A 13,516-nucleotide genomic window follows, 5' to 3' on the forward strand; every position below is an offset into this window, starting at 1 on the left:
GAAATGCGGCTGGGCGGCGCGAAATGCAGCGTCTTTACACAGCTTTACGGTGGTTGACCGCGCTTAACGTTTCCCCATCCGACAATGCGCCTTCCGTAACCCAGGGGGACACATGGATCATTCACACCACAGCCTTGCCGAAGACCTCGAGCGCATGCTCGCCACCCAGGCCAGCCGGCGCCAGTCGCTGCGCTGGCTGTTCGCGTCCGCGGCCGCCGTGCCGCTCGCGAGTTGCGGTGGGGGCGGCGGATCGTCCGGCGATATCGTGGCGTCATCGACGACGTCGACGGGCAGCACCACCACCACCACCGGCACCTGTTCCGTCATTCCGGAGGAGACGGGCGGCCCGTACCCGGGCGACGGCACCAACGGCAACGGCAACGGCATCGCGAACGCGCTGGCGCTGTCCGGCATCGTGCGCAGCGACATCCGCACGAGCGTTTCTCCCGGCAGCAAGACGGCGGCCGGCATCCCGACGACCCTGAAACTGCAGATCGTGAACGTGGGCGCGAGCTGCGCCAGCGCGGCCGGCGCCGCGGTCTACCTGTGGCACTGCGACCGCGACGGCAATTACTCGATGTACGCGAGCGGCCTGACGAGCGAGAACTACCTGCGCGGCGTGCAGGAGGCGGACAGCACGGGCAGCGTGACGTTCACGACGATCTTCCCGGGCTGCTACTCGGGCCGCATGCCGCACATCCACTTCGAGGTCTACCCGAGTCTCGCGAAGGCGACGAGCGCCGCCAACCGCGTCAAGACCTCGCAGTTCACGTTCCCGATGGCGACCCTGAACGAAGCCTATGCGACGACGGCATACAGCACCAGCTCGCGCAACCTGGCCTCGATGAGCTATGCGACGGACAACGTGTTCAGCGACGGCACATCGCTGCAAATGGCGTCCGTGAGCGGGGATGCGGTGAATGGGTATGTCGTCACGCTGACGATCGGGGTGTCGTTGTGATGGCGGTAAGACGCCTTGGGAGGTGTATAAAAATCTCTTAAAAAATTCTTACAATGTGATATTCTCATTCTTATTCATCGCTTACAACGATTTTGGATGGGGAAAAATGACATTGTCGGTGAAGGCAATTTCGGATGAAATTTCGGAGCACATGCGACGGCAGTCGCTCGATGTCCTGACCATGCGTTGGCCGAGGTTCTACGAGTTTTGCGAACGTGACCGGATCAAAGAGAGCTTCATCGACGCGCTGGTGGCGCAATTGAGAATGGAAAGCATCCTGCTGGTGCGCGGACACGCCGTCGTCGCCTTCGTGAAGGATTTCGACTTTTCTCCTATGCGTTGATCGGCATCGAACATGGATTTTTCGCACTTCGAGACAAGGTCGTGTCCAGCCGTGCTCTGGTATGACCTCGCTGCGGATGGCCGGCACGACGAACCGGCTGTCATCTTCGTGAAAAAAGCGGTGCCGGCGGGTGGACGGGATGACGCAACCGATCTGGTAGTCGTGTCGGGGGCGCTGGTCCAGCGCGACGCGGAAGCCCGGGCTGTCCGGCTCTCCGCGCGGTATGTCGGACCGGTGTTGCGCATTGCGGTATGCCGGGTCGAGCGGGACGATGACACCGGGCCGGACACGGTGAGTTCGGCCCTACTCGCCGCTTTCGACGCCGTGTTCATGGTCGGCCCGTCCGATAGCGCGCAATTCGTGCGCCGGCTGGTACGTGCGCTGACGGTGCCGGATGATTCGCCGGCATGGATCGGCTGCGAATGGCGCGACGTGCGGCATGTCGTCGCAGCGGCAGGCACGCCGCGCCGCGCGCGCTACGGCTTCGGCACGTCCACTGCGGCAGACGCCGGTGCCGGCCGGGCGGACGCCGCGTGCGCCGCGGCGATCGCGCAGCTGGAACCGCACTGCGGCGGCGCGACCGGCGTGTGTGTCGTCGTGACGACGGCCGGGCCGGCCTTGCCGGGCAAGGAAGCGTTGGACGTGATCATCCGGCTGCGTGCGTTCCTGCCACCTTCAACCACGATCACCCAGTGCATCGGATGCGACGACACGCTGGCGCCCGGGACGCTGGACGTGAGCGTATTCGCGTTCGGTACGGACGCCCTGGATGTCTCGACATCGACCCACCACCAGGAGACCACCTGCACATGAGCACCGGCTATCGATTGGCAAGAGCCGCCTTCCACCTTCATCTCGCCGGCGACGAGAAGGTGTCGGTCAAACTGTTGCGTGAGCTTGATGCCGCGAGCCATGCCCAGGCGTCGCTGGTCGACGCGTTCATCCGGCTCAAGCATGTCCGCAAGTTCAAGGACCCGGCCGCCATCTTGGCTGCGTTCAGGAAGGCCGGTGAGCTGGGCGTCCCGTACGGAACTTTTTACGCCGGGCTGTGCTATGCGAATGGCTACGGCACACGGCAAAACCGCAGGACGGCCGAACGGCGTTACCGCGACGGGGCGGACCAGGGATGCATCAGCGCCCTGTTCGCGCTGGGGAAAATGTATGGTCGGGGAGAGGGTGTCGACACGGATCTTCCGCTGGCATTGCAGTTCTTCGAGCGGGCGGCGACGTCGCGCGTTCCTTATCGCGGCCCTGGCGCCAGCGGCAGGTGCGACACGGTCCTGGATCTCGTCCATTCTCACGAGCGGAACGTGAAGCGGTTGGCAATGGAGCAACTGGGCGAGCTCTACTGGGACGAATCGTTCGGCGTGCCACAGGATGTCAAGGAGGCGCGCTACTGGTTCCGTCGCGCCGCGGACGAAGGGTCGGCGAACGCGAAACGTATTCTCAGGAAGCTGCCACCTGCGCCGCCTCCGCGCAAGACGATCATCGCGGGGCCGCTACCATCGCCGATCGAGGATAAAGGCGTCAAGGTGCACGATATGGACAGCGCCGAGGCTTACCTGCGCGGCCAGAAGCACGTCAGCGCCACGCAGCCCGACTACAGGCTGGCAGCGCGCCATTTTTTCATTGCCGAGCAATTGGGGCACCGGGACGCGAAGCGGGAGGGAGAGGCGATCAAGGCGGTCGTTGGCGAGCGGGCGTACAGCCTGTTCTTTGCAGGCTGGAATGCGACGTGTCCGCCGTAAGGAAACCGGTTCCTGGCGCCATGGCCTGCCGATAGCGCCGCGGCGACGTGCCCGTCGCGGCCCGGAAGCGATGGCCGAAATGCGACAGGTCCGCATAGCCGCACAGGTCGGCGACCTGCTGCAAGGGCAGGGCGGTGGTCTTCAACAGCGTGCGGGCCTGCTCGAGGCGGCGCTGGGCGATCCAGGCCGACGGCGGCATGCCGAACGAGACGCGGAACATGCGCGCCAGATGAAACTCCGACAGGCAGGCCACCTGCGCCAGCGTGCCGAGCGTGATGGGTTGCGTCAGGTTCGCGTCGATGTAGTCGGCGAGGCGGCGGCGCAGCAGCGGCGCGAGGCCGCCCTTGAGCCGCAGTTCGCGCCGCGGCACGCCTTGTGAGCGCAGCAGTTCGCTCAGCGTGTCGTGGGTGATCTCGTTGGCGCGCAGCAGATTGTCGGTGTCTTCCCACGGCGTCGCGATCAGCGACTGGCACAGGCGCAGCAGGGCGGGGCTTTCGAAATACGTGCGGTCGGCGAGCGTGATCTCGCGCGGTTCGCGGTCCAGCTCCACCACGGCGCGGCGCGTGAAATGCGCCGGCATGAAGTACACGTGCAGCAGGCGCAGATGGTCGCGCACCACCCATTCCGATTCGTGGTCGTCCGGCAGCGTGCACAGGCGCAGCGGCGCGCCGTACTGCCTGTGCATGCCGCTGCGTTCCGTGCGGTAGCCGCCGCCCAGGTAGCAGGAGAGGGTGTGGTGGCCGGGCCGGTCGTACACGGTCAGCGCTTCACGGGTGTCGCGCTGCCAGATCGCCGCGGCCATGCCGTCGCCCAGCCACACGAAGCGTTCGAGCGTGGCGTCGGTGCCGCACATGGTGTCGAAGACGGCGTGCGAGATGGGAGCGGGACGGGAGTGCATGCGAAAAAGTCTAGCATTCTTCCGCAGCCTGGTCCGACAGGGCGTCGGAAAAGCGCAAGACCAGACAAGTCGGCGCCGGCGGCCGCGCCCATCATGGCAGCATGAATATCTTCCTTTACCTGCTCACCGTCGTCATCTGGGGCACCACCTGGATCGCGATCAAGTTCCAGCTCGGCGTCGTCCCGGCCCCGGTGTCGATCGCCTACCGTTTCTGGATCGCCGCCGCCGTGCTGTTCCTGTTCCTGCTCGCCACGCGCCGGCAGGCGTGGCCGCCGCGCCAGGCGTGGCGTTATCTGCTCGCGCAGGGCATCGCCCTGTTCTGCTGTAATTTCCTGTGCTTTTATTACGCCAGCCAGTGGGTGCCCAGCGGCCTCGTGGCCGTGGTCTTTTCGACGGCGCCGATCTGGAACGCGGTCAACCTGCGCCTGTTCATGGGGCGTCCGATCCGGCGCCAGGTGCTGGTCGGTTCCTTGCTCGGCTTGTGCGGCATCGCGCTGCTGTTCCTGCCGCAGATGCAGGGGCACTGGAACGATCACGGCATGCTGCTGGGCCTGGGCCTGTCACTGCTGGGCACCGTGTGCTTTTCGACGGGGAATCTGCTGTCGAGCCGGATGCAGGCGCTCGGCCTGACGCCGCTGCTGACCAATACCTGGGCCATGCTGATCGGCTCGACCATCGTGGGCGGCGGCGCATGGTTGCTGGGCATGCCGTTCACGCTGGATGCCAGCCCGCGCTACCTCGGCGCGCTGTTCTACCTCGCCGTCCCCGGTTCCGTCATCGCATTCACGGCGTACCTGGTGCTGGTCGGCCGCATCGGGCCGGACCGCGCGGCCTACTCGACGGTGCTGTTTCCCGTCGTCGCGTTGAGCGTGTCGACTGTGCTCGAGGGCTATCACTGGACGTTGCCGGCCGTCGGCGGCGTCGTGCTGGTCCTCGGCGGTAACCTGCTGGCCTTCAGGAAGCCGGCTGTCACTGCGGCGCCAGGGATCAGGAACGTTTCAACTTGCCGATGACGCTCGCCACCTTGGTGGTGATGACGTCGACCGCGGGGTCGTTCGCGCCGTGGGGGAGGATGACGTCGGCGTGGCGCTTGGTCGGCTCGATGAACTGCTTGTGCATCGGGCGGACCGTTTCCAGGTACTGGTTGACGATGCTGTCCATCGTGCGGCCGCGTTCCGCGATATCGCGCTGCATGCGGCGGATGAAGCGGACGTCGGCCGCGGTGTCGACGAAGATCTTCAGCGACATCATGTCGCGCAGGTCCGCGTCGTACAAGGCGAACAGGCCCTCGATCACGATGACCGGGGCCGGTTTCACGGGGATGGTTTTCGTGGAGCGGTTGTCGATCGTGAAGTCGTACTCGGGCATTTCGATCGATTCGCCGTTGCGCAGCGCCTGCACGTGCTGGACCAGCAGCGGCCAGTCGAACGCGTGCGGGTGATCATAATTCTGCTTGCGGCGGACTTCCGGAGCGAGGTCGGACTGGTCGCGGTAGTAATCGTCCTGCATCACGACCGAGACCATCTCGGTGCCGAACGACGCCAGCACCTGCTGGGTCACCGTCGACTTGCCGCTGCCGCTGCCGCCGGCGACGCCAATGACGAACGGCTGGAAAGGAATCTGGTTCATCCCTGCATGATACCCGGACTGACTGGGCCGGTGCGACCGGCTTCCCCCATCATCTTCCGCACCAAGTCATCATTGTATTGACGATGACTCATTTCTGTTGCAACGTCGCAACCGTTACGAAATGATCTGTCGGGAAATTGTACTCTTGGTCGAAATCGCTCGACCGTTAAACGAATCTCGTGGATGATTAACATTATGTAGGAATGATCCTACGTTGAATAAATGTTAAGCATACGCAGTGAATCACGCACTGCAAGCGAGGTAAAAATGGCGAATTTCCAAAGTACGTCGACGGCCGGTTCCGATCTCGTCAGACGGCCGAGCTGGGTCGTACCGGCCCGTGGAAGCTGGCAGGGCGTTGCCGCTTGCGCGATCGTGCTTGCCGAGGACACGGGCCGCGTGCTCGTCAAGCAATGTATCCCTGCGGACGGTGCGGGCCCCGAGTGGGGTACCTGGACGGCGGACGTCCCGGCCGGGCAGTCGCCGTTGCAGGTCGCGATCAACACGATCGCCGAGCGCTGCGCGTATGAAGGCGATCTCGCGTTGAGCCGGCTGACGCCGTTTTCCGATGCGCGCTTCTTCGTGCAGCACAACTACGTGGCTGTCGTACCGCAGGAGTTCGAACCGCGCATGGGCGATGGATGCCTGGGGTATCAATGGCGCGAGCTGGACCGGCTGCCCCAGCCGTTGTCGCCGGCGCTGGCCCATTTGCTCGACAGGTCGGGCAGCGACGTGCGCGCCATGGCCAATCTGTACAAGGGCATCCACGGTCTGGCCGGCACGTTCGACCCGCTGCGGTTCGAGGACTGAGCGATTCGCTGCCCCGGCGACGCAGATCGTAATGTTGCCTGGGGCGGGACTTCCAGCCCGACAAGCCTTGAGGGTGCCGGGTTCGATCTGCAAAAGGCGTCAATGGGCACGCAGGTGCTCCACGTTGTCGGGCCAAAGGCAAAACTGCGGCGTTTCGCGGGCGGCGTCCGCCCCCGTCGGGCCGAACCGGAGTGCGCCGCCCTGGATCGTCCCGGCGGCGGCGACCACCCGGCCCTCCCATGTCTTGCGCTGTGCTGCCTGTCCGGGCGTATCGGGGAGGGGATTGTCCGATCCCGACGCGGGCCGGATCACGACCAGGTCGCCGGGCAGGATGGGTTTGCCCAGAGCGTCCACGGGTGGAATGATCTTGCCGAAGCGCCAGCAAGGCTCATGCGGCGCCGCAAAGGATCGTGCGGGCGGCGGGGGCGGCGCGAGCGCCAGTTCGACCAGGCCGAGCAGGATGGTGCCGACGCAGTTCAGGACGATCAGGACCGGATACGCCTCGGCCCAGCGGGCACCCCTGGACGCACCAGAATGTGCTATCGGCGCCAGCACGAGCAAAACGAAGGACGCCAGCGCCGACACCCCGAGGATGTCCAGGATGCGCTCCAGTGTCGGCCAGTTGTCGGGCCTCGGGCTGCCCGCTTGCCCCGCGATGATCCCCCAAATGATGAACAGCGCGGGGAACCACGCGAGTTGGAGCGTGATCGCCCATTTGAATCTGCCCGGCGCGGACATCAGCGGGTGATGGCAGCGACAAGGCGGTTCGCGCGTTGAGCCGATTGCGCATCCGCTGCCGGAAAATGCAGCCCGAGCCACAGGACCCGTGGCGGCTTGTCGTCCGCCGTGAGATCGACTTCGTAATACACGGGCTTGCCATCTCTGGCTGTGGAGGCGTACTGGAACTGGACGGATTTCTGGACGCTGAACAGAACGTTCTTGCGCGGCGGTACTTGCAGCCGGATGGTTTTTCCTTCCAGCCTCTGTGCCATCTGCTGCATCGTCGAGAATCCGCCGACAGTGTCATCGATCCGCTTCAGGGTCTGCGCGGTCGCCGCGGTATCCTTCGTCACTTCCGGTGAGAACAGGACGGCGGCCTCCTGGAAGTGCTGGTGCCGGAGCGCGGCGACGAATTGACCTGCGACCGCGGCGCGGCTTGCGTCATCGGTCGCATTTGCGTGGGAAGCCAGTGAGGCGCAGAGCGCGAGGGCGCCGAAGGCCGCTGAACGGAATCGCATGGTCGATGGGGGTGTCGTTGACGAGCTTGCAGGATACGCGTTTTCACTCGCAACAATTCCTCGGAATCTCACCGGCATGCCGTGACTCAGTCCCCCAGCACCGTCACGACGACCTTGCGCCGATGCTCCGCCACCCGATGCTCCCACAAATACATCCCCTGCCACGTCCCGAGCATCAGCCGCCCGTCGCCGACGGGCACCGTCACGAACGTGGACGTCAGCATCGCGCGCGCATGCGCCGCCATGTCGTCCGGTCCTTCCGTATCGTGGTGGTACGCGGGATCACCGTCCGGCACCAGGCGCCGGATGATGGTCTCCAGGTCGTGGCGCACGTCGGGGTCGGCGTTTTCCGTGATCAGGAGTGAACAGCTCGTGTGCTGCACGAACACGTGCGCGAGGCCGCAGCGGATGCCCGAGCGGGCGACGACGTCGGCGACGGCCGCGGTGATGTCGCGGCTGCCGCGGCCGAACGTGTTGAATTCGAGGGTGGACTGATAGGACATGGTCGGCTCCTTGCAGATCCGACCATGCTACACGATCGTTCAGGGCTCGGCCGAGAACGACGCATGCGACGGGAAGCGCACCGTCATCCATTCGCGCGACAGGCGCAGCGTGTCGACCACTTCGGCCGGCAGGGTGTCGAGGATCGCGGGGTCGTCGCTGGGCGTGTCGGCCAGCAGGCTGGCCAGGTGGATGATGCCGCCCAGCTGGCAGAACGGGTGCCCCGCCATCGGGTCGGACGAGTTCTCCAGCGCGCGCACGATCTTGTCGGGGAAGTTCCAGCGCCGGCCCAGTTCCGCCGTGATCTCGCCTTCCGACAGGCCCAGCAGGCGCTGCTCGCGTTCCCAGCGGCCGCCCGGCAGGTGCGGCAACTGCTCGATCTCGGCGAAGGCCGTCGGGTCCACCTGGTAGATCAGCAGTTCGCCCAGGCGCAGCATCATGCCGGCCAGCCAGGCTTCGCTGCCGTCCAGGCCGATGCCGCCCGCGAGCCATTTCGCGTAGCCGGCGCAGGCCATGCTGCTTTTCCAGAACTCGTCGGAATCCAGGCCGGGCAGGGCGGGAAAGGCGTCGGCGAAGCACGTGGCCAGCGCCAGCGTGCGGATGTGGGCCATGCCCGCGAGGGAGATCGCGTCGTCGAGCGAGCTGACGTTGCGGCGCGAACCGAAGCGGGCGCTGTTCGCCAGGCGCATCAGCTTGGCCGTCAGGGCCGGGTCGCGCGCGATGATCGTCGCGACCTTCCTGGCGGATGCGTCGTCGTCGTCGAGGGTTTCGATCAGGGCGTGGGCCACTGCGGAGATCGTGGGCAGTTTGACGTCGTCAAACAATGTCGTGAGGCGGATCATGGGCATCTTTCGTCATCGAGCGTCGTCGGTCCGACGCGACCGATCCAGTGTACGCCGCGCTGTTGTTGCCCTATCGAATTATTTCGTCTTGACGGGCAATCTGTTGCTGATGCGCCTGCTCAGAACATCAATCTTGAATTTGTAACAAAGAAAAACAAATGTAAAGGCAATCCAGGCATGGACATGGGGTATGGTTGCAGGTTCTTCTAATAACGCGAGACACCATGAACCTGAAGCCTGCCCTTGCCTGCACCGCCATCCTTGTCGCCGTCCTGAGCCTTGCCGGTTGCGGCGGCGGCGGGTCGTCGTCCAGCGCCGTCGTCGTGGCCAATCCGTCCCAGTTCAGCGCGACGGACGTCGTGCTGGGCACCGGTACCGAAGCGACCACCGGCAAGACGGTCACCGTGACCTATACCGGCTGGCTGTACAGCGACACGGCGACGGACCACAAGGGCAGGCAGTTCGACACCGGCACGTACTCGTTCACGCTCGGGGCGAACCAGGCGATCGCCGGCTTCGACCAGGGCGTGACGGGCATGAAGGTGGGCGGCAAGCGCACCTTGCTGGTTCCATCCAGTCTGGGCTACGGGGCGAGCGGGAAAGGCGCGATTCCCGCGAATGCCGGGCTCGTGTTCGATGTGGCGCTGACGGCGGTACAGTAAGCGGAGCCGCAGGAGTCACGGTAAGTCAGTGTTTATCACGTCGTCCCCGCGCAGGCGGGGAACCAAGTTATTAGACGTGCCGCAGCGCTGGCAAAATTGGACCCCCGCCTCCGCGGGGGCGACGTAGTCAAGGGCGCGAGTCCGTCACGCCTTCGGCTTCAGGTAGCCGTGCATGCCCAGCCACCGCGCGAACGCATCGAACCATCCGGTGCTGGTGGTCGTCTTCTGGTACATGCCGAAGCCGTGTCCACCCTGTTCGAACAGGTGGAATTCGACGGGCCGCTTGGCCGCGCGCCAGCTGTCGACGAGGCCGAAGCCGCCGTTGCCGAACAGCGGATCGTCCGCCGCCAGCCCGATGAACAGCGGCGGCGCGTCGGCCGGCACCTTGACGGCGGCGAGCGGGCCGTAGATGTCGCCGATGAACGCGGGCTTCGCGTCCTGGCCGTACAGCGTCGTCGCCATCGTCAGCATCGCGCCGGCGGAAAAGCCCAGCATGCCGATGCGGTCCGGATCCACGTGCCACGTGCCCGCCCGCGCGCGCACGAGCGCGAACGCGGCGCGCGCGTCGGCGACCTGCGGCGCCAGCGTCACCGCCGGATTGTCGGTCGGCGGACGGTTCGGGCGGGAGGCACCCGAAAACATCTTCGCCATCTCGTCCGCGAACGCATCCATGTCCTGCGGCGTCTGGTTCAGGCGGTACTTCAGCACGAACGCGGCGACGCCCTTGTCGGCCAGCGCCTTCGCCACGTCCCAGCCCTCGTTGTTCATCGACAGCGTACGGAAGCCGCCGCCCGGCGCGACGATCACGGCGGCGCCCGTCGCCTTCGCGGGGTCGGGCAGGAACGGCGTCAGGGTCGCGACCGTGACGTTGCGCGCGAAGACGCTGCCGTACTGGCTGTGCCAGCTCTCCTGCGCTTTCGCACCCGGCAGCGGGCCGGTGTTCAGCACGATGGCGTTCGGTTGCGCGGGCGCCGCGATGGGCGTCATCTTGTCGTTCTGCGCGTGAACGGGTGCCGCGAGCGCATAGGCGATGACGGTGGCAATCAACAGTCTGGTCTTCATCATGTAGTCTCCTTTGTTATGGTTATTGCGCCAGCACGACGGTCTGTTTCAAGGTCAGCGTGCCGTCCTGCTGCGCCACGCCGGTGCCCGGCTGGCCGGAACCCACGCTCAGCTTGTACTGGCCGGGCGTGAGCTGGCGGACGCCGTCCCGCGTGACGAAACTGAGGTCGCGCGGCGACAGCGTGAAGCTGATCTTGCGCCGCTCGCCGGCCTTCAGCGGCACGCGCTGGAAGCCGCGCAGCGCGACACGCGGTGCGCCCTCGAACGCGGGCGGCGTCAGGTACAACTGCGCCACTTCGTCACCGTCGCGCTTGCCCGTGTTGGCGACTTCCGTCGTGACGACGATGCCGTTCTCGGGCGCCCCGGCGACCGGTTCGATGCGCAGCGGCGCATAGCCGAACGTCGTGTACGAGAGACCGGCGCCGAACGGATACACGGGCGTGCCGGCGTAGTAGCGGTAGGTGCGGCCCTGCATCGAGTAATCGTCGAACGGCGGCAGGTCGTCGATGCTGCGGTAGAAGGTGAGGGGCAGGCGTCCGCCCGGATCGGTGCGGCCCGTCAGCACGTCGGCGATGGCGGCGCCGCCGGACTGGCCCGGATACCACGCTTCCAGGATCGCGGCCGCATTGTCCTTCGCCCACGACAGGTCGATGGCGCTGCCGTTCATCACGACGACGACGAGCGGCTTGCCCAGCGCCTTCGCCCGGGCCAAGAGGGCGCGCTGCTCGGCCGGCAGGTCCAGCGACGTTTTGTCGCCGCCGGCGAAGCCCTCGACCTTGATGGCCATCTCTTCGCCTTCCAGGTCCGACGTCAGGCCGACGACGGCGACGATCACGTCCGCATCCGCGGTGCCGGCCTTGAGGTCCTGCTCGGGCGCCGTCGAGATGCGTTTCCAGAACAGGCCGGGCACGCCCGTGGACCCCGTCTCGGCCTGGAAGCGCAGCGGATAGCGCTGGCCTTTCTCGAGGCGCACGTCGGTGAGCTTCAGCGGTTCGCCCCATTGCGAATAGGTCGACGCCTGCACGGCGGGCTTGCCGCCGACCGTCAGTTCGCCCTTCACGCCCGTCACGCCGAGGCGGTACGTGCCCGTCTCGGGTGCGACGAGCGCGCCGGTCCACACGACCTTGTGCTTGTCCGCCACGTCCTTGAACTGGAGCGCGTGCGATTCCAGGCCCTTTTCCGTGCGGACGAGCACCGGCTTCGTATCGCTGCCGTTGATGTATTCGGCGCGCAGGCCGGGCTTGCCGTCCGGCGTGAGCAGCGCGCTGGCCGGGACCGGGTCGCCGTCCGTGATGGAGGCGGCGGCCGGCACGAGCGTCACGCGCGCCTGCGGCAGCACGCGGCGCAGGCCGTCGACGACCGAGACAGGCGGCGCGGACTGCGTCGACGAATAATTCCCACGCAGGACGCGCGTGGCGTCGGCCAGCGGGCCGATCACGGCGACTTTTACGCCCGGCTTCAAAGGCAGCGTGCCGTCGTTCTTCAGCAGCACGAGGCTCTTGTTCGCGGCCTGCAGCGCGAGGTCGCGGTGCGCGGGCGTGTCGATCGCGGAGGCCGGCGTCTGGTTCGGCTTGCGCTGCGCGAGGCCCGCGAGGTCGCCGTTGCGGTAGCGCGCGGAGAACAGGCGGACGAGCGCCGTGTCGATGTCGCCCATGGAGATCAGGCCGCGCTTCCACGCTTCGCGGTAGCGCTCGCCGAGGCCCTTCGCGTCGCCCAGGGTCTTCGTGTTGCACTCGTTGTCCGTGCCGGCCTTCAGCGCGACGGCGGCCGCCGCGGCGGGATCGGGCGCGTACTTGTGGTGCTCGTCGATGTCCGTGACGGCATCGCAGTCGGACACGACATAGCCCTTGAAGCCCCACGCGCCGCGCAGGTGCTCCTTCAGCAGCAGGTCGCTGCCGCAGGCCGGCTGGCCGTTGATGCGGTTGTAGGCGCACATGATCGATCCGGCCTTCGCATCGACGATGGCGGCGCGGAAGGCGGGCAGATACGTGTCCTCGAGGTCGTGGCGCGACACGAACACGTCGGCCACGTGGCGCGTCGATTCCGGCCCGCTGTGCACGGCGAAGTGCTTCGGCGTGGCGACGACGTCCGGCAGGTCCGGGTTCGGTCCCTGGATGCCCTGGATGAACGCGACGCCCAGTTGCGCCGTCAGATACGGGTCTTCGCCATACGTCTCCTGGCCCCGGCCCCAGCGCGGGTCGCGGAAGATGTTGATGTTCGGCGACCACGTGTCGAGTCCCGTGCCGATCCTGCCCAGGTGGCCCGTCTGGCGGCCCAGCGTGTGCAGCGCGCGCACTTCCGTGCTGATCGCGGACGCGACCTTGTGCACGAGCGGCGCGTCGAACGTCGCGGCGAGGCCGATGGGTTCGGGGAAGTTCGTCGTGGGCAGCGGTCCCAGCGCGCCGTGCAGCGATTCGGTCCACCAGTTATAGGCGGGAATGCCGAGGCGGGGCACGGCGGGTGCGACGTTGAGCAACTGGTCGATCTTCTCGTCCAGCGTCATCTGCGCGACCAGGGCGCGGGCGCGGGCGTCCGCATCCGTGCGTGCTTCAGGGGATGTGGTGGTGGTCTGTGCCGCGGCCGGCATCGCCGCGGCGAGGATCAGGGCGCCGCACAGGGCGGTGCGCTTGATGCCTCTCGATAAGTCTCCTGCTTGACCAATTCGTTTGGTCTTATCTTTTTGCATAGGGGTACCTTAAAAGGTCATGCCATCGGATAGGCTCCGTACATGATAGATGAGTGAGAAATGATTGCGATAACAAGAGGTGCCCGGCTCATCGACGGCGTTCGATCGCTGCCGCAACCGTGGGTCGATCACGGGT

General features: G+C 66.1%; 15 protein-coding genes. 7 read left to right on the plus strand and 8 right to left on the minus strand.

The window, feature by feature from the left end:
- The first annotated feature begins 112 nt into the window (after positions 1–112).
- The 4 genes from ACEN98_RS08600 (at position 113) to ACEN98_RS08615 (ending at position 3,052) form a co-directional block, all read left to right on the plus strand.
- Complete coding sequence (locus tag ACEN98_RS08600; protein WP_413383461.1) at positions 113–961, plus strand: intradiol ring-cleavage dioxygenase; 849 nt, start codon at positions 113–115, stop codon at positions 959–961.
- A 106-nt stretch (positions 962–1,067) separates the two neighbouring features.
- Positions 1,068–1,304 (plus strand): hypothetical protein, encoded by a 237-nt coding sequence (locus ACEN98_RS08605; RefSeq protein ID WP_413383463.1) that lies wholly within the window; start codon positions 1,068–1,070, stop codon positions 1,302–1,304.
- Between the two features lie 12 nt (positions 1,305–1,316).
- Positions 1,317–2,117 (plus strand): hypothetical protein, encoded by an 801-nt coding sequence (locus ACEN98_RS08610; RefSeq protein WP_413383465.1) that lies wholly within the window; start codon positions 1,317–1,319, stop codon positions 2,115–2,117.
- Complete coding sequence (locus ACEN98_RS08615; protein WP_413383467.1) at positions 2,114–3,052, plus strand: hypothetical protein; 939 nt, start codon at positions 2,114–2,116, stop codon at positions 3,050–3,052. Before ACEN98_RS08610 ends, ACEN98_RS08615 begins: the two co-directional genes overlap by 4 nt.
- Here ACEN98_RS08615 and ACEN98_RS08620 read toward each other — a convergent pair.
- Positions 2,982–3,950: a helix-turn-helix domain-containing protein gene (locus ACEN98_RS08620; RefSeq protein ID WP_413383469.1), complete on the minus strand. Its 969-nt coding sequence runs from the start codon at positions 3,948–3,950 to the stop codon at positions 2,982–2,984. The genes ACEN98_RS08615 and ACEN98_RS08620 overlap by 71 nt on opposite strands.
- Positions 3,951–4,051: 101 nt before the next feature.
- Between ACEN98_RS08620 and ACEN98_RS08625 the strand changes: the two genes are divergently transcribed.
- Positions 4,052–4,963, plus strand: coding sequence for a DMT family transporter (locus ACEN98_RS08625; protein WP_413383471.1), 912 nt, complete (start codon positions 4,052–4,054; stop codon positions 4,961–4,963).
- Here ACEN98_RS08625 and udk read toward each other — a convergent pair.
- Positions 4,938–5,579, minus strand: coding sequence for a uridine kinase (udk, locus tag ACEN98_RS08630; RefSeq protein WP_413383473.1), 642 nt, complete (start codon positions 5,577–5,579; stop codon positions 4,938–4,940). The genes ACEN98_RS08625 and udk overlap by 26 nt on opposite strands.
- Positions 5,580–5,846: 267 nt before the next feature.
- Here udk and ACEN98_RS08635 point away from each other — a divergent pair, with 267 nt between their 5' ends.
- Positions 5,847–6,389, plus strand: a complete 543-nt coding sequence (locus ACEN98_RS08635; protein WP_413383475.1) for a hypothetical protein — start codon at positions 5,847–5,849, stop codon at positions 6,387–6,389.
- Positions 6,390–6,488: 99 nt separating this feature from the next.
- Here ACEN98_RS08635 and ACEN98_RS08640 read toward each other — a convergent pair whose 3' ends face one another.
- From ACEN98_RS08640 to ACEN98_RS08655, 4 genes are all read right to left on the minus strand, one after another.
- On the minus strand, positions 6,489–7,127 hold the full coding sequence (locus tag ACEN98_RS08640; RefSeq protein WP_413383476.1) for a hypothetical protein: 639 nt from the start codon (positions 7,125–7,127) through the stop codon (positions 6,489–6,491).
- Positions 7,127–7,627: a hypothetical protein gene (locus ACEN98_RS08645; RefSeq protein WP_413383478.1), complete on the minus strand. Its 501-nt coding sequence runs from the start codon at positions 7,625–7,627 to the stop codon at positions 7,127–7,129. Before ACEN98_RS08645 ends, ACEN98_RS08640 begins: the two co-directional genes overlap by 1 nt.
- Positions 7,628–7,713: 86 nt before the next feature.
- Entirely contained in the window at positions 7,714–8,130 is a 417-nt protein-coding gene (locus tag ACEN98_RS08650) for a secondary thiamine-phosphate synthase enzyme YjbQ (RefSeq protein WP_413383480.1), read from the minus strand.
- Between the two features lie 39 nt (positions 8,131–8,169).
- Complete coding sequence (locus tag ACEN98_RS08655; RefSeq protein WP_413383482.1) at positions 8,170–8,970, minus strand: HDOD domain-containing protein; 801 nt, start codon at positions 8,968–8,970, stop codon at positions 8,170–8,172.
- Between the two features lie 224 nt (positions 8,971–9,194).
- Here ACEN98_RS08655 and ACEN98_RS08660 point away from each other — a divergent pair, with 224 nt between their 5' ends.
- A complete protein-coding gene (locus tag ACEN98_RS08660; RefSeq protein WP_413383484.1) occupies positions 9,195–9,632 on the plus strand; it encodes an FKBP-type peptidyl-prolyl cis-trans isomerase in 438 nt (145 codons plus the stop codon).
- A 144-nt stretch (positions 9,633–9,776) separates the two neighbouring features.
- On the opposite strand, the gene ACEN98_RS08665 is transcribed toward ACEN98_RS08660, so the two are convergent.
- Both ACEN98_RS08665 and ACEN98_RS08670 read right to left on the minus strand, forming a co-directional pair.
- A complete protein-coding gene (locus ACEN98_RS08665) occupies positions 9,777–10,697 on the minus strand; it encodes an alpha/beta hydrolase (RefSeq protein WP_413383486.1) in 921 nt (306 codons plus the stop codon).
- Between the two features lie 19 nt (positions 10,698–10,716).
- The gene (locus ACEN98_RS08670; RefSeq protein ID WP_413383488.1) at positions 10,717–13,380 is read right to left on the minus strand and encodes a glycoside hydrolase family 3 C-terminal domain-containing protein; all 2,664 of its coding nucleotides are present in this window, start codon (positions 13,378–13,380) and stop codon (positions 10,717–10,719) included.
- Positions 13,381–13,516 lie beyond the last annotated feature (136 nt).

The sequence above is a fragment of the Massilia sp. CT11-137 genome (assembly GCF_047302885.1).
Lineage (GTDB): Bacteria > Pseudomonadota > Gammaproteobacteria > Burkholderiales > Burkholderiaceae_D > Telluria > Telluria orientalis.

Bases quoted from the DNA above. Each gene is read 5' to 3' on its own strand.
- ACEN98_RS08620 (WP_413383469.1), bottom strand. From the start codon at position 3,950: ATGCACTCCCGTCCCGCTCCCATCTCGCACGCCGTCTTCGACACCATG.
- ACEN98_RS08650 (WP_413383480.1), bottom strand. From the start codon at position 8,130: ATGTCCTATCAGTCCACCCTCGAATTCAACACGTTCGGCCGCGGCAGC.
- ACEN98_RS08625 (WP_413383471.1), top strand. From the start codon at position 4,052: ATGAATATCTTCCTTTACCTGCTCACCGTCGTCATCTGGGGCACCACC.
- ACEN98_RS08645 (WP_413383478.1), bottom strand. From the start codon at position 7,627: ATGCGATTCCGTTCAGCGGCCTTCGGCGCCCTCGCGCTCTGCGCCTCA.
- ACEN98_RS08640 (WP_413383476.1), bottom strand. From the start codon at position 7,127: ATGTCCGCGCCGGGCAGATTCAAATGGGCGATCACGCTCCAACTCGCG.
- ACEN98_RS08615 (WP_413383467.1), top strand. From the start codon at position 2,114: ATGAGCACCGGCTATCGATTGGCAAGAGCCGCCTTCCACCTTCATCTC.
- udk (WP_413383473.1), bottom strand. From the start codon at position 5,579: ATGAACCAGATTCCTTTCCAGCCGTTCGTCATTGGCGTCGCCGGCGGC.
- ACEN98_RS08635 (WP_413383475.1), top strand. From the start codon at position 5,847: ATGGCGAATTTCCAAAGTACGTCGACGGCCGGTTCCGATCTCGTCAGA.
- ACEN98_RS08605 (WP_413383463.1), top strand. From the start codon at position 1,068: ATGACATTGTCGGTGAAGGCAATTTCGGATGAAATTTCGGAGCACATG.
- ACEN98_RS08655 (WP_413383482.1), bottom strand. From the start codon at position 8,970: ATGATCCGCCTCACGACATTGTTTGACGACGTCAAACTGCCCACGATC.
- ACEN98_RS08600 (WP_413383461.1), top strand. From the start codon at position 113: ATGGATCATTCACACCACAGCCTTGCCGAAGACCTCGAGCGCATGCTC.
- ACEN98_RS08670 (WP_413383488.1), bottom strand. From the start codon at position 13,380: ATGCAAAAAGATAAGACCAAACGAATTGGTCAAGCAGGAGACTTATCG.
- ACEN98_RS08665 (WP_413383486.1), bottom strand. From the start codon at position 10,697: ATGATGAAGACCAGACTGTTGATTGCCACCGTCATCGCCTATGCGCTC.
- ACEN98_RS08660 (WP_413383484.1), top strand. From the start codon at position 9,195: ATGAACCTGAAGCCTGCCCTTGCCTGCACCGCCATCCTTGTCGCCGTC.
- ACEN98_RS08610 (WP_413383465.1), top strand. From the start codon at position 1,317: ATGGATTTTTCGCACTTCGAGACAAGGTCGTGTCCAGCCGTGCTCTGG.